General features: G+C 43.9%; 12 protein-coding genes and 2 rRNA genes. 9 read left to right on the forward strand and 5 right to left on the reverse strand.

The features are described from left to right. Positions 1-197 precede the first annotated feature (197 nt). The 3 genes from I6758_RS01040 to I6758_RS01050 all read left to right on the forward strand — a co-directional run bounded on the left by I6758_RS01040 (position 198) and on the right by I6758_RS01050 (position 5,331). A 23S ribosomal RNA gene (locus tag I6758_RS01040) occupies positions 198-3,121 on the forward strand. A 220-nt stretch (positions 3,122-3,341) separates the two neighbouring features. Next, a 5S ribosomal RNA gene (gene rrf, locus I6758_RS01045) occupies positions 3,342-3,458 on the forward strand. Positions 3,459-3,885: 427 nt separating this feature from the next. Further along, positions 3,886-5,331: a diguanylate cyclase gene (locus I6758_RS01050; protein ID WP_196603368.1), complete on the forward strand. Its 1,446-nt coding sequence runs from the start codon at positions 3,886-3,888 to the stop codon at positions 5,329-5,331. Between the two features lie 116 nt (positions 5,332-5,447). On the opposite strand, the gene I6758_RS01055 is transcribed toward I6758_RS01050, so the two are convergent. Beyond that, the gene (locus I6758_RS01055) at positions 5,448-6,008 is read right to left on the reverse strand and encodes a flavodoxin family protein (protein WP_196603369.1); all 561 of its coding nucleotides are present in this window, start codon (positions 6,006-6,008) and stop codon (positions 5,448-5,450) included. A 171-nt stretch (positions 6,009-6,179) separates the two neighbouring features. Here I6758_RS01055 and I6758_RS01060 point away from each other — a divergent pair, with 171 nt between their 5' ends. After that, on the forward strand, positions 6,180-6,905 hold the full coding sequence (locus I6758_RS01060) for a Crp/Fnr family transcriptional regulator (RefSeq protein ID WP_196603370.1): 726 nt from the start codon (positions 6,180-6,182) through the stop codon (positions 6,903-6,905). Positions 6,906-6,943: 38 nt separating this feature from the next. Here I6758_RS01060 and I6758_RS01065 read toward each other — a convergent pair whose 3' ends face one another. From I6758_RS01065 to I6758_RS01080, 4 genes are all read right to left on the reverse strand, one after another. Then, positions 6,944-7,504, reverse strand: coding sequence for a 3'-5' exonuclease (locus I6758_RS01065; RefSeq protein WP_231038448.1), 561 nt, complete (start codon positions 7,502-7,504; stop codon positions 6,944-6,946). A gap of 129 nt (positions 7,505-7,633) precedes the next feature. Next, positions 7,634-9,034 (reverse strand): NADPH-dependent glutamate synthase, encoded by a 1,401-nt coding sequence (gene gltA, locus I6758_RS01070; protein ID WP_196603372.1) that lies wholly within the window; start codon positions 9,032-9,034, stop codon positions 7,634-7,636. 1 nt (position 9,035) lies between these two features. Further along, a complete protein-coding gene (locus I6758_RS01075; protein WP_196603373.1) occupies positions 9,036-9,884 on the reverse strand; it encodes a sulfide/dihydroorotate dehydrogenase-like FAD/NAD-binding protein in 849 nt (282 codons plus the stop codon). 182 nt (positions 9,885-10,066) lie between these two features. Then, positions 10,067-10,807 carry a methylenetetrahydrofolate reductase gene (locus I6758_RS01080; protein ID WP_196603374.1) on the reverse strand — a complete coding sequence of 247 codons (741 nt, stop codon included), beginning with the start codon at positions 10,805-10,807 and terminating at the stop codon, positions 10,067-10,069. A 215-nt stretch (positions 10,808-11,022) separates the two neighbouring features. Here I6758_RS01080 and cobM point away from each other — a divergent pair, with 215 nt between their 5' ends. Genes cobM through tsaD form a run of 5 tightly spaced genes read left to right on the forward strand, consistent with a single transcriptional unit; the run spans position 11,023 to position 15,372 of the window. Next, the gene (gene cobM, locus I6758_RS01085; RefSeq protein ID WP_196603375.1) at positions 11,023-11,796 is read left to right on the forward strand and encodes a precorrin-4 C(11)-methyltransferase; all 774 of its coding nucleotides are present in this window, start codon (positions 11,023-11,025) and stop codon (positions 11,794-11,796) included. 6 nt (positions 11,797-11,802) lie between these two features. Next, the gene (locus I6758_RS01090; protein WP_196603376.1) at positions 11,803-12,858 is read left to right on the forward strand and encodes a cobalt-precorrin 5A hydrolase; all 1,056 of its coding nucleotides are present in this window, start codon (positions 11,803-11,805) and stop codon (positions 12,856-12,858) included. Beyond that, a complete protein-coding gene (gene cobJ / locus I6758_RS01095) occupies positions 12,846-13,583 on the forward strand; it encodes a precorrin-3B C(17)-methyltransferase (RefSeq protein WP_196603377.1) in 738 nt (245 codons plus the stop codon). Before I6758_RS01090 ends, cobJ begins: the two co-directional genes overlap by 13 nt. Continuing rightward, positions 13,580-14,350 (forward strand): precorrin-6A reductase, encoded by a 771-nt coding sequence (cobK, locus tag I6758_RS01100; protein ID WP_196603378.1) that lies wholly within the window; start codon positions 13,580-13,582, stop codon positions 14,348-14,350. The genes cobJ and cobK overlap by 4 nt, the downstream gene beginning before the upstream one ends. Beyond that, the gene (gene tsaD, locus I6758_RS01105) at positions 14,347-15,372 is read left to right on the forward strand and encodes a tRNA (adenosine(37)-N6)-threonylcarbamoyltransferase complex transferase subunit TsaD (protein ID WP_196603379.1); all 1,026 of its coding nucleotides are present in this window, start codon (positions 14,347-14,349) and stop codon (positions 15,370-15,372) included. Before cobK ends, tsaD begins: the two co-directional genes overlap by 4 nt. Positions 15,373-15,455: the final 83 nt, after the last annotated feature.

Genomic DNA, 15,455 nt, shown 5'->3' on the forward strand with positions numbered 1-15,455 from the left:
AAAAGCTAAGACGAAACATATGAACTTAAGCTAAAAGGTGACATTTTAAGAGTAATCTTAGAATGTAACGGCAAAGCTGCAAGAAACATCATAATGCAAGGAAGGGCAAAGCTGAATGAAGAAAGCGTATTAATATACGCTGATGAGTGAAGCAAAGCACTGACGAAGCAGGATGGTATTAATGGCAGGTTTGACGAAGTTAAGCGAATAAGGGCATACGGTGGATGCCTTGGCGCCAGGAGCCGACGAAGGACGCGGTAAGCTGCGAAAAGGTACGGGGAAGAGCAAGCATCTAGTGATCCGTACATATCCGAATGGGGCAACCCGTCAGAAGAAGTTCTGACATCCGAAAGGAAGGTAAACCCGGGGAACTGAAACATCTAAGTACCCGGAGGAAGAGAAATCAAACGAGATACCCAAAGTAGCGGCGAGCGAAATGGGCAGATGCCCAAACCGTAACACTTCGGTGATACGGGGTTGAGGACCGGCAGAAATTAAGGAACGTTTAGCCGAATGACTTGGAAAGGTCAGGCATAGGAGGTAAAACCCCCGTAGGCGAAAAGCGGAACTTAAGGGCCGGGATCCAGAGTATCGCGGGGCACGAGAAACCTTGCGAGAAGCTGGGGGGACCACCCTCCAAGGCAAAACACTAACTGGCGACCGATAGCGCATAGTACCGTGAGGGAAAGGTGAAAAGAACCCCGGAAGGGGAGTGAAATAGAACCTGAAACCGTATGTCTACAAGCAGTCGAAGCTCCGTAAGAGAGCGACGGCGTGCCTATTGAAGAATGAACCGGCGAGTTACATTATATTGCGAGGTTAAGTGGAAGACACGGAGCCGAAGCGAAAGCGAGTCTTAATAGGGCGTTAAGTAATATGGTGTAGACCCGAAACCGCAGTGATCTATGCATGTCCAGGTTGAAGCGCAGGTAAAAATGCGTGGAGGACCGAACCCGTGAGTGTTGAAAAACTTTGGGATGAGGTGTGCATAGGGGTGAAATGCCAATCGAACGCGGAGATAGCTGGTACTCCCCGAAATAGCTTTAGGGCTAGCCTCAAGGGAAGATTACAGACGGTAGAGCACTGATCAGGCAAGGGGGCGTAAAGCCTACCGACCCTAGTCAAACTACGAATGGCTGTAATAAAATACTTGGGAGTCAGACTGCGAGTGATAAGACCCGTAGTCGAAAGGGAAACAGCCCAGATCACCGGCTAAGGTCCCAAATGCTGTGCTAAGTGGAAAAGGATGTAGGACTTCATAAACAACCAGGATGTTGGCTCAGAAGCAGCCACCATTAAAAGAGTGCGTAATAGCTCACTGGTCGAGAGGCTCTGCGCCGAAGATGACCGGGGCTCAAGCACAGAACCGAAGCCGTGGCAGGATATAGAAATATATACTGGGTAGGGGAGCATACTGTATGCGACTGAAGATGTACCGTAAGGAGCATTGGAGCGTACAGCAGAGAGAATGCCGGTATGAGTAACGAAAAGAACAGTGAGAATCTGTTCCACCGAAAGCCTAAGGATTCCTGGGCAACGCTCGTCGTCCCAGGGTAAGTCGGGACCTAAGCCGAGGCACAAAGCATAGGCGATGGACAACAGGCAAAAATTCCTGTACCACTTCGGATCGATTGAACGAAGGAGTGACACAGAAAGCAGTTTGAGCGCGCGAATGGAAGAGCGCGTCGAAGCCGGTAGGCTGCATGGCAGGCAAATCCGCCATGTGAGAAGGCTGAGAAGTGATAGATAGGTGAATCTACGGAGGAACCGAATTCAAACGAGCTACGCTGTCGAGAAAAGCTTCTAGTGAGAGAAGAAGTGCCCGTACCAAAACCGACACAGGTAGGCGCGGAGAGAATCCTAAGGTGCGCGGGACAACCCTCGTTAAGGAACTCGGCAAAATATATCCGTAACTTCGGGAAAAGGATAGCCGCAGACGGTGAAACCCGAACGGGTGGAGCTGAAGGCGGTGGCACAAGAGAGGCCCAAGCGACTGTTTAGCACAAACACAGGTGCCTGCGAAAGAGAAATCTGACGTATAGGTGCTGACACCTGCCCGGTGCCGGAAGGTTAAGAAGAGGAGTCAGGAGCAATCCGAAGCCCCGAATTGAAGCCCCGGTAAACGGCGGCCGTAACTATAACGGTCCTAAGGTAGCGAAATTCCTTGTCGGGTAAGTTCCGACCCGCACGAAAGGTGTAACGACTTGGGCACTGTCTCAACGAGGGACCCGGTGAAATTGAAATACCTGTGAAGATGCAGGTTACCCGCGACTGGACAGAAAGACCCCATGGAGCTTTACTGTAACCTGGCATTGATATTCGGTAAATAACGTACAGGATAGGTGGGAGACTTAGATACATTGGCGCAAGTCAGTGAGGAGTCATTGTTGGGATACCACCCTTTATTTAACGGGCATCTAACTGAAAGAGTAACGATCTTCAAGACAGTACCAGGCGGGCAGTTTGACTGGGGCGGTCGCCTCCGAAAGAGTAACGGAGGCGCCCAAAGGTTCCCTCAGCGCGGCCAGAAATCGCGCAAAGAGTGCAAAGGCAGAAGGGAGCTTGACTGCGAGACCAACAAGTCGAGCAGGTGCGAAAGCAGGGCTTAGTGATCCGGTGGTACCGCGTGGAAGGGCCATCGCTCAACGGATAAAAGCTACCCTGGGGATAACAGGCTAATCTCTCCCAAGAGTCCATATCGACGGGGAGGTTTGGCACCTCGATGTCGGCTCATCACATCCTGGGGCTGAAGCAGGTCCCAAGGGTTGGGCTGTTCGCCCATTAAAGTGGTACGTGAGCTGGGTTCAGAACGTCGTGAGACAGTTCGGTCCATATCCATCGCGGGCGAAAGAAACTTGAAGGGGGCTGCTCCTAGTACGAGAGGACCGGAGTGGACGAACCAATGGTGTACCAATTATCCCGCCAGGGGTACAGTTGGGTAGCTACGTTCGGAAAGGATAAACGCTGAAAGCATCTAAGCGTGAAACCTGCCTTAAGATGAGGTTTCCCAGAGCCGTAAGGCTTGGAAGGCACCTTGAAGATGACGAGGTAGATAGGCCGGGAGTAGAAGTATGGTGACATACGAAGCGGACTGGTACTAATAAGCCGAGAGCTTAACTTAATTTCATCTATAAATGTTTGGTCCTGATTTCTTCTGTGAAGTTTTGAGTGTGCAAGATCACTCATGAAAGTATATAGGTAAAGGGGAAGCAGATTAGTTCCTGGTTTACTTTATATATGAGCACTAAGGTGCAGAAAAGAACGTCTAAGGAAACGCGGCGTTCGTAGGCTCACTCTGCGTACTTCATCTCTAGACTGCTAAAGCAGTAAGATCTGAAGCATCTGGTGGCGATACCTGGATGGATCCACCTGTTCCCATTCCGAACACAGTAGTTAAGCATCCACAGGCCGAAGGTACTTGGGGGGCAGCCCCCTGGGAGATTAGGTTGCTGCCGGTTTGAAGGCGTCTATGATTTTAGTTAAACTATTGTCATAGACGTTTTTTTATGTCTTTTTTGTCCTTGATTTTTTGCCGGCAGATTTTTCTGCCGGCTTTTTATTTTTTATATCAATTGTAATTATCAAAGGAAGATAGGCTTTCATATAGAATATTATATAATAATATATATTTTATAAATATAATACAGTTTTTACAGATCTTATTCAGCAATTGTAGATTTTGCGTGAAAGGTAATTTCTTTCATAGAAAGGAAAATTGATTGGATACTTACAAAGAAAATGATTATTAAATATATTATTGGCAGCTATGCGAAATTGAGGAGCAGAGTCGGTACTGGCAAACAAATAAAAAAGCTCGGAGAGAATATAACATTTATACATAGACTATGCTTTTTATTCAGTGCTTTTTTTATTATGGGATGTATTATGCAGTTTTTGATATTTGATAAAACTTTTTTATCTCATATCAATTCTATGATGCTGGATATAAATAAACAAACTGCTGAAAACATGCGCAGTCAGATAGATAGAAATTTTAGCAGGATATATTCTACACTTAACCGTATTGCTGAGAATGATGATATTAGAGACAGCAAGTATGAATTGGATAAGATTAACAACTTTATTCAGGATGTTGATATTTTGATGGTAGTGAACGAAAATGGTGATATTCTCAATATATCCGGCAATAAGGATGTGCTTTCAGTTTTTAATCTGAAAGACAGAACTTTTTTTAAGCAGGCAATGCAGAAAAAATCACATATTAGTAATGTCCATACCAGTTCAACAGGCCGCAAATTTATACGCATATCCGTGCCAATAATAAGAAATAATCAGGCTGTAGGGGCTGTGGCAGGAATTATCAGGCTGACGGATGATAATCTTGCATCGCCGTTTGAAAATGGTATCTTTGGGAATTATGGTACTGCTATCGTCATGGATTCTCATGGAGCTATTATTTATGGTCCGGATAAAAACCGTATCGGTCAGCAGGCAGAAACTTTTGGTGATATGACTGGTGAAAGTGGTTCATTATTGACCAATAATATGTTTGGTGAGAATTATTTTATTGGTTACAGTAAAATTGCTGATATAGGTGGGCATGTTGTGGTCAAGACACCTGTTTCAGATATAATTAAAAGCAAGAATACTGTCATGTATGAGATGCTGGGCTTTTTTGTTATAGAGACTACTGTATTTATTGCTTTGGCGCTTTATATTATAAGAAGGTATGCTAAATCCACCGAACAATTGCTTAGTGCTTTTGGCAATTTAAAAAAGGGGAGCTATAAAAGATTAAATACATCTGACTATAAAAAGGAGTTTCGTAAAATAGTCGAAGTATATAATGACGCTTTGAAAACAGCCCGGGCTGAATATGATAATTTGACTGAAGCAGCTAATCTCGATCAACTGACTCAGGCGTATAACAGAAGGGCTTTTGACAGAGTTTTAAAGATAGTCGATGATGAAATGCAGTCCGGGATAATAAAAAATGTTGGTTTTTTACTTTTGGATTTGGATCATTTTAAGGGCTTGAATGATAGAGCAGGGCATTTGTCAGGTGATAAAATTTTACAAAAAGCAGTTGCAATAATGAAGGAGTTTGCCGGCGAAAGGAGTGTTTTTCGTTTTGGCGGAGATGAGTTTGCAATATTAAAAAGAGACATAGATAAAAATGATCTGCTGAATATGGCAGAAAATATACGTATAAATGCACAGTCAATGCTCGATGGATGTACGCTGAGCATTGGTGTTGCAAATTATCCCGATGACGCTTCGACTATTTTTACGTTGCTGGATAAGGCAGACAAGGCTCTTTATATAAGTAAAATTGATCGTAATAAAGTTACGGCATTTTGGCATAAATGAGAATGTATCTGGCGGCACGGATTGTCTACCTGTTCTTAAAATACTATTGCGGGAAGAATGAAAACTGATAAAATAAAAAAACGAGCCTTAGGAAAGGGCCCGTTTTCTATTTAACATTACTTACTTTTTTTGCGCAGTATATATTCTTCCCGCAAGGCTAGCTTTCTTTTCATTGCTTCTATAAAAGACATCGCATCATCAAAGTCTTTTTGGTTTGGGTGATAGGAGGCAGTTTCCCATCTTTTTAAATTGTGCTCAGTGGGAGCATGCGGATTATCTGCCGCTATAGAACTTCTTCTGTTCAATAAAGTCGGGTTTATTTTTCCCTGGGCAGAAAAAGTACCCAATATATCACAGCCTTCACCCAAACAGCTTGCGGCTCGTGCAAGTGCTGTGATGCTGTGTTCACTGCCGCACTCTGTGCCATGTGTCTGGAAAAGGATAACCTGACGGTTTTCTATTTTTGCCAGAAATTCTTTGGCAAGCGGATCAGGCCCGCCGCGGGTAAGCCAATAACCAACTGCGATTATATCATATGAAGTTAGAAGATGATCATCAAAGGGGTCTTTCAGGGAATAAATTTGGCGTTCATCTTCATTCAGTGCCTGAAACATAGCTTCCGCTATTTTTTTCGTGTTTCCTGTATTACTTGAATAAGCAATGAGCCATTTTTTCAAAATTGTATCCTCCTCTTTAGAGAAAATATTGTTTACTGCAGAAATTATTACAAAAATATACAGCATTTTTCAATAATGCGGCGAGAATGTATACTGCTATCGAGATTACTATAATATTTTATTATAATATAAAAAAAATAGCTGTTGTAAATATAACAAAAGGTGATTTTTATGAAAAAAGTTTTTTCGCTTAACAATAAGATTTTTGAGAAAATGGATGAAGAATATATCAGGGTATTAAAGCTTTCTGCGTTCTTTATAGGTGCATCGGATAAAGAAATATATGCTATGTTGTCTTGCCTGGGCAGTTATATAGGAAAATTTGAAAAAGGTGAAGCTGTTTTTCATGCCAATGAAAACATTACTAATGTGGGGCTTGTTTTATCCGGCAGCCTTTCCCTTGAGAGAGAAGATTATTGGGGAAATCGCAGTTTGCTGCTGCGTGTGGAAAAAGGAGGCCTTTTTGGTGAAATTTATGCATGTGAGCCTTTGCTTTCGACAAATATCAGTGCGATAGCAGCAGAGGAGGCCGCGGTGCTTTTTATGGATGTACAGAGGATAACTACCATGTGTACGGCAAATTGTGTTTATCATTCTCAGCTCATTCATAATTTATTATCTACCCTGGCAAAAAAAGCCTATATGCTCACATGCAAAATCAATCATATAACAAAACGAACCACACGGGATAAGCTTTTATCCTATTTTTCGGAGCAGGCACTGCTTGCCGGCAGCAGTGAATTTGTAATTCCTTTTAATCGGCAGGAGTTGGCCGATTTTCTTTCTGTAAATCGCAGTGCCATGTGTGCGGAGCTTTCTAGAATGCAGACAGAGGGAATACTTGCATTTTGTAAAAACCGTATCAAGCTTCAACATATTGCAAATCCTCCCCTTTAAAAAAATACTGTCGGCAAATAAAAACCCGGCAGCACTTTTTAACATTTAAACGGATTAGCTTTCATGCCTATTTTATTAAGTAATAAGTAGATATCATCGGCATTGATAGTACGTCCTGCGACAAGTGGAATTTTTGCACAGACTTTCGCATCGTCCAGTGCATCATGATGTGTAAATGATATTTTGAAAAAATCACCGAGCGTATTTAGTTTATGGTTGACAAGCTCAGGCCACACCTTTCGTGAAATCTGGACAGTGCAGCAGGTATCAAATTTTATTTTCGGCAGATGGTACTGCCATATGCAGGAGCGCATAACACCCATATCAAAAGGCGCATTATGAGCGATGACCATTCGGTTTTCCATTATTGAGCGCATTTGTGGATAAATATCAGCAAAGGTGGGGGCGTCTGCCACCATGTCCGGGGTTATACCGTTTATTTCCATATTACCCGGTTCAAAATGCATGGAAGGCGGTTTCAGCAGAGTATTATATGAGGAGACCATTCGACCGTCCTGTATATCTACCAAGGCAACGCTGCAGGCGCTGCTGCGTTCGCTGTTGGCGGTTTCAAAATCTATTGCGATAAAATTCATCATTATCATTCACTCCTGTCATTATAAAATAAGTAAAAAATATATAATATAAAGCTTGGTTTATCATAAATACAGACTGCCTGCAAAAGTAATTATTTGCGGGCAGTCTGTATTTTACAGCCGGTTATAAATTCAGCCTTTGTCCTTTAAATATTTATCAATAGCCTGCGCTGCTTTCTTTCCTGCACCCATAGCTAAAATGACAGTGGCTGCACCCGTGACAATATCTCCGCCGGCAAATACGCCTTCCTTTGTTGTAGCGCCTGTTTCTTCGTCAGCGATAATGTTGCCGCGTTTGTTTGTCAGCATATCAGGGGTTGTAGACTGAACAAGAGGATTGGGACCCTGTCCGATAGCAACGATAACAGTTTCGACCGGCAGGTCAAATTCAGAACCGGCAACGGGGACAGGCCGACGTCTGCCCGATGAATCCGGTTCACCGAGTTCCATTTTGATACAGTGAAGTGATTTTACATTGCCGTCATCACTGCCTATTATTTCAACGGGATTGTTCAGTAATCTAAAGTCTATACCTTCATCTTTTGCATGATGCACTTCTTCCAGACGTGCGGGAAGTTCCTTTTCGCTTCGTCTGTAAACGATATATACATGATCGGCACCAAGGCGCAGTGAAGTGCGTGCTGCATCCATAGCCACGTTACCGCCGCCTATAACGGCAACTGTACCGCCTACCTTCAAAGGTGTATGGTATTGAGGAAATTTGTATGCTTTCATCAGATTGCAGCGTGTCAAAAATTCGTTGGCGGAATATACACCGTTGAGATTTTCGCCTGGTATGTGCATAAAACTAGGCAAGCCCGCTCCGGTAGCCACAAATACAGCACCGAAGTCTTCTTCCTGCATCAGCTCATCAACAGTATATAATTTACCTATCACGGTGTTTAAACGTATTTCCACACCCAGCTTCTTTAAATCATCTATTTCTACCTGTACTATTTTTTCCTTTGGCAGACGAAATTCCGGAATACCGTAGGACAAAACACCGCCGGCTTTGTGCAGCGCCTCGAAAATGGTGACTTTGTAGCCTTTTTTTGCTAATTCACCGGCAGCGGACAAACCGGCAGGACCCGATCCGACGATCGCCACTTTCTTAGCGTCTGAGGCACATTGAACAGGAGCCCCTTTTTGTTGTTCATTCAAGTCATAGTCAGCAGCAAACCTTTCCAAACGACCTATACCGACAGGCTCGCCCTTTATTCCCATGACACAATATTTTTCACATTGATTTTCCTGCGGACAAACACGGCCGCAAACGGCAGGCAGCGAATTAGAACCTTTTATTACTTCGATCGCATCTGAAAAATCGCCTGTTTTCATTTTGGCAATAAACCCCGGAATATCTATTTGAACGGGACAGCCCTGGACACAACGCGGTTTTTGGCAGTTAAGGCAGCGGCTGGCCTCCGCTATGGCCGTTTCTTCATCGTAGCCGAGAGCAACTTCCTCAAAATTATGCGCACGAATTGCCGGATCCTGTTCGGGCATTGTATATTTCTTCATTACTAGTGCCATATCAGAGAGCCTCCTTGACTTTTGTCAGATTGCATACATGATCAGATTCTGTCTTTTCCTTATCTTTGTACATACGCTGTCGAGACATAAGTCCTTTAAAATCTACCATATGACCATCAAATTCCGGCCCGTCTACACAGGCAAATTTGATTTCTTCGCCGATTTGCACGCGGCAGCCGCCGCACATGCCGGTTCCGTCTACCATTATAGGGTTGAGGCTTACCACCGTTTTTATTTTGTAGGGACGGGTTGCTTCGACGACGCTGCGCATCATTACCACAGGGCCTATAGCTATCACTTCATCGATCTTCTCACCGCGGTCTATGATCTGCTGCAGCGCGTTGGTAACAAATCCCTTTATACCGTAGGAACCGTCATCGGTTGTCACCATTACTTCGTCACTGACAGCGCGCATTTCTTTTTCTAAAATCAATATGTCTTTATTTTTCGCACCCATGATGGATATTACTTTATTGCCTGCCTGATGCATTCCTCTGGCAATCGGATATACAGGTGCTACACCGATACCGCCGCCGATGCATACCACAGTGCCCATATCTTTTTCAATATGAGTTTTTTTGCCGAGCGGAGCAACCACATCGAGGATAGAATCTCCTTCATTCAGCTGTCCCAATACCTGTGTGCCGGCACCGACCTCCTGAAATACGATTGATATGTATCCTTTATCTCTATCAAAATCGGCGATAGTCAATGGTATGCGTTCGCCTTCTTCATCTGTGCGGATGATCAGAAATTGACCGGGCTGGGTTTTTTTCGCAATGCGCGGTGCTTCAATGTCGTAAAGCCAGACATTTGGTGAAAGCAGTTCTTTTTTTAAAATCTTATACATTCTATTCCCTCTCCGTTAAAAAAATATCTATAGTTTATCCGAGTGTATAGGATCGGCACGGGCAGCATATGATACATGCCGATCCATGTCCTTCCTATCCGAAAATTTATTCTTTTTTTGAGCCGGTGCTGTATTTTGCGCGTACAATGACGGGCTATGATCTGAAAATGCCAGGAGGCACGTCAGATAAATACACTGCCCATATATTTTGCCAGATCGGCTTTTATTGGCATAATATACATATTACCGCCTGTTCTTTCAACAAATTCGCCGACTTTGCGGGCAAAGTTGATATTCCAGTCTAATGTGGGTTCAAAATCTTTTGGGAAGATAATATTATTTTTTATTTTCCAATAGCTTACCGAGTTTTCGGACAGAACAGGCGATATGCCCCAGTACACATCCAAACCCTCAAGCATTTCTGCGTACATTTCTATATATCGCATATCAAAAAAAGGCTGGGTGAAAAATCCTGTTGCTCCTGCCTGCAGTTTGCGGCGCACCTGATACATTTCCTGCCGCATGCTTGATCTGTATTGGTCTATTCCTGCATATACTTTAACTTCCGGCATTTCCTGCCGAAATTTGCTTATGATGTCTGTACTTATTGTCGGATACACTTTGGTCGCCATACTTTGAGGCGGATCGCCGGTGATCACCAGAACTTTTTTTATCTTTCTTTCCCGGAGATATTTTTTCATAGGCAGTTCATTGAGCAGATCTATATCAAGAGCTCTGATATGCGGCATAGTTTCAAATTCATATTCCTGCGCAATAGCAGCTCCCTCCCAGCCATGAATGTCAAAGCGCAGCAGTTCGGGAACATTAATCAAGCTGATCGGGAAATCATTATTCTTGATTAGCTGCAATTCTTCCCGCAAATCTTTTTCGGTGCGCGGCACAAGTTCAACAGAAATATTCATTGCATACCTCCTGCATATTTTATAATATATTGTAACGAAAAATCTTTATGAAGTCCAATTTATTTTTTCCATATATACTGAAAAGAAATATTATTTTATCTGGGGATGACGTATACCGTAAATTGCCCCGGCAAACCAATTTTGCTATAATAAAATAGATGATTGTTCAATTGAAAACATTTCAAAATTTTCACCATTTTGAGGAGAGATTATATATGCATACAGTTCATATTGTAGGCGCTGGTCCGGGAGATCCTGAACTGATCACAGTCAAGGGGCAGCGGCTTCTTCAGCAAGCCGATGTTATCATATACGCGGGTTCTTTGGTAAATCCGGCACTTCTTGATTATGCGAAGCCCGGCTGTCAGATACACAATAGTGCTTCAATGACGCTCGATGAGGTAATTCATACGATTGAAAAAGCTGTAAAAAAAGGATTCAGCGTTGTGCGGCTGCATACCGGTGATCCAGCTATATATGGAGCTATTCAGGAGCAAATGGATGCGCTGAAGAAACTGGCAATAGATTTTGACGTAGTACCGGGTGTAAGTTCATTTCTGGCTTCCGCGGCAGCTTTGCGGCAGGAATATACTTTGCCGGAAATATCGCAGACCGTGATTATAACCAGAAATGCCGGGCGTACGCCTGTACCGGAAAAGGAAAGCCTCAAATCACTTGCTGTCCATAAGGCGACCATGTGCATATTTTTAAGCGTGCATATGCTTGACAAAGTAGCGGAAGAACTTATCGCGGGCGGTTATTCGTCGGATACGCCGGCAGCCGTTGTGCAGAAAGCTTCCTGGCCGGAACAAAAGGTTGTCCGCGGACAGCTAAAAACAATAGCAGAAAAAGTTAAAGAGCAGTCAATAGACAAGACGGCAATGATTATAGTAGGGGACTGCCTTGAAAGTGACTATGCGCTGTCGCGGCTTTATGCTCCGGAGTTCACGCATATGTATCGCAAAGGTACAGGGGCGGAGGAAAAATAGGCAACGATGAGATATGCAATCATTGCTGTCACGGCTAATGGAGCTCTTCTCGCCGAAAAACTGCGCGGCTCTCTTGGCGCAGTTTGTGATGTTTACGGAAAAACAGGTAAATATAAAGAAGGCCTGCCGGTCATTTCTTTTACAAAAATGCGTGATATTATGCCGGCGATATTTGCCCGGTATGATGGCGTCATATTTTTTTGTGCCGTCGGTATTGCCGTACGCATGACGGCGCCATATATAGTAAAGAAAGATGTCGATCCGGCTGTGGTAGTCATCGATGAACAAGGCAGATATGCTGTCAGTCTCTTGTCGGGGCATCTGGGCGGAGCCAATGAGCTTGCCGAAAAAGCAGCCGCGGTGATTGGCGCTGTTCCGGTAATAACGACGGCAACAGATATCGGCGGTATGGAGGCCCCGGATATTGTGGCGCGCCGTTTGGGTTTTTTGGTTTCACCGCTTGCCAATGTGAAAATTATTAACACCGCTTTACTGGCGGGGAAAACAATAAATTATTATATAGATAAAGAGCTGCCGCACGGTGAGCGCTTTCTGGCTATGCTTAAAAAACAAGGGATAAGTGCAAAAATTTTCAGCATACAGGAATTAGACGGTGAAGGAAAGCCCTTAGTGCTGCTCACGGATAAGGTCATTGAAGCGGAAGGGATACTTTGCTTTCTGCGTCATAAACTTATTGCCGGTGTTGGATGCAGACGTAAAACGCAGCAGCAGCATATTGAAGAATGCCTGAAAAAAGCGTGCAGACTTATAGATTATGACATAGATGAGATCACTCTTATAGCAAGCACACAGGTCAAGGCCGATGAAGAGGGAATTTTGCTTACTGCCGGTAAATATGGTATACCCCTGAAATTTTGGGATAATGAATCTCTGAAAAAAAGTATAGAATATTATGGACTGAAGGAATCGGCTTTTGTCAGAAAACAAATAGGTGTGGGGAATGTCTGTGAAGCTGCTGCACTTGCCGGTGGAAAAAGTAAACTTGTATTAAATAAAACGAAATTTGAGAAAGTGACGGTAGCATTAGCATGGGAAAAATAACAGTCATCGGCATAGGTCCGGGCAGTCTTGAAGATATGACGCCGCGTGCCCGTAAAGCCATAGAAAAAGCCGATACGATAGTCGGCTATAACACATATATAAAATTGATCGAATCTTTGCTTGGTGAGAAAGCAGTGATCGGGACAGGGATGATGCAGGAAATTGACCGCTGCACAATGGCATTGCGGGAAGCCTGTGACGGACATGACGTTGCGGTGGTATCAAGTGGCGATGCCGGAGTCTATGGCATGGCAGGACTGGTGCTGGAGCTTCTGATGCAGGAGCAGCCGGCGATTCGTCCACAGATAGAAATAATACCCGGTGTAAGTGCCGTAAATGCTGCTGCCGCTGTTCTGGGAGCACCTCTTATGCATGATTTTGCCGTTATCAGCTTGAGCGATCTGCTTACTCCCTGGGAGCTTATAAAAAAAAGAGCGGCATTTGCCGCGCAGGGAGATTTTGTCATTTCGCTTTATAATCCCAAAAGCCGTAAACGTGTGGAACATATCGAGGAAATACGTGAGATTTTATTGAAATATAAACCTGGCAATACACCGGTAGGAATAGTGCGGGGTGCAACCCGTGATGATGAATCGGTGACTATTTCCGATTTGGAAAACTTTACCAAAGAAAAAATAGATATGTTTTCTTTGGTTATCATAGGCAACAGCAATACCTACGTTAAAGGCAATTTCATGATAACGCCGCGGGGCTATAAGTTATGATATTTCTGGCAGCCGGTACTCAGGACGGCAGACAGATAGCGCAGCTGCTTCTGCAAAACGGTTATGAGGTAACCGCCTCTGTTGTCAGTGGCTACGGGAAAATTTTATTGAGCGGCCATCAAAAATTGACAGTTATCGAACAAATGCTTGATGAAAAGGCAATGCAAAAAATACTGCAGGATATCAATGCAAAAATATTCGTTGATGCCAGTCATCCCTATGCGGTAAATATTTCACAGACTGCCATGCGGGTATGCCGTCAGCTGGGAATATATTACCTTCGCTATGAAAGACCCGCCATTTCCCTGCCGGATTATGAAAAACTTTATAAAACAAATTCCTTTGAAGCTGCGGCAAAAAAAGCTTTTGAATTGGGACGCAATGTTTTTCTCACTACGGGAAGCCGTCATCTTACTGAATTCACAGCACAGATTAAATCGCCGGAGCAAACGCTCACTGTCAGAGTGCTGCCGGCCGTGGAATCGATACAGGCATGTATAAACGAGGGCATTCTGCTCAAACATGTAATCGCCATGCAGGGACCTTTTTCCAAGGAATTGAATAAATCAATGTATGCGCATACGAAAGCTGAAGTAGTCGTGATGAAAAACAGCGGCAGTCTCGGCGGTTCCGATACGAAGCTTTCCGCAGCGATAGAAGCCGGTATTTTTGTGGTCGTCATCGGCAGACCGCCGCTGGAATACGATAATATTGTCACTGACAGCAGACTGCTTATAGATAAAATAAAAAAAGTAGGAGAAAAATGATTACATTAGGAATAGAATCCAGCTGTGACGAAACTTCTGTGGCAATAATCGAAGACGGCAGGAAAATACTCGCCAATGTTATTGCCACACAGATTCCCATCCATCAAAAATTTGGCGGTGTCGTTCCTGAGATAGCGTCACGCAAACATATAATCAATATAATGCCCGTGCTTGACGAGGCACTCGATAAAGCGCAGCTGAAGCTTAAGGACATCGGACAGATAGCCGTGGCATACGGACCCGGTCTTGTCGGAGCACTTCTTGTGGGTGTATCGGCAGCCAAGGCATTGGCCTTTTCTCTCGGGGTGCCATTGCTGGCGGTGAATCATCTTGAGGGGCATATATTTGCTAATTTTTTATCCCATCGCCAATTGGAACCGCCGTTTGTTTCACTTGTCGTTTCCGGCGGACATACGGCACTTGTTGATATGAAGGGCTACAATTCCTTTTCCATGATTGGACAGACTCGTGATGATGCTGCGGGAGAGGCGTTTGACAAAGTTGCCCGTCTGCTGGGACTTCCCTATCCCGGCGGTCCGCAGATCGATAAACTGGCCAGGCAGGGAAACCCAGAGGCTATAGATTTTCCGCGCGCTCTCATGAAAGATAATAATTATGAGTTCAGTTTCAGTGGGTTAAAATCGGCGGTTATCAACTATATTCATAATGCCGGTCAGAAAAATATATCAATAAATAAAGCAGATGTTGCGGCTTCTTTTCAGAAAACAGTCATAGATATCCTCGTCTGCAAGACGATAATGGCAGCTCGTTCAACAGGCATGAAAACGATCGTTCTGGCAGGAGGCGTTGCTGCAAACAGCCAGCTTGAGGAAAGATTAACGGAAAAATGCCGGCAAAACGATATAGATTTTTATTTTCCAAGCAAAATACTTTGCACTGATAATGCGGCAATGATTGCCTGCCGCGGTTATTATCAAGCACTGACCGGTAAATTTGCCGATATGAATTTAAACGCGGTTCCTTATCTTGAACTTAATGATTCATATGCAGATGATCAATAGCGTGGGGGCAGACGGCTTTTGATATGAAATTTATGCAGTTTATAAAGAAGTGGTAATATTGCTGCCGTGTAAATATAATCCAT

The organism is Pectinatus haikarae, from assembly GCF_015732185.1.
Classification (GTDB): domain Bacteria; phylum Bacillota; class Negativicutes; order Selenomonadales; family Selenomonadaceae; genus Pectinatus; species Pectinatus haikarae.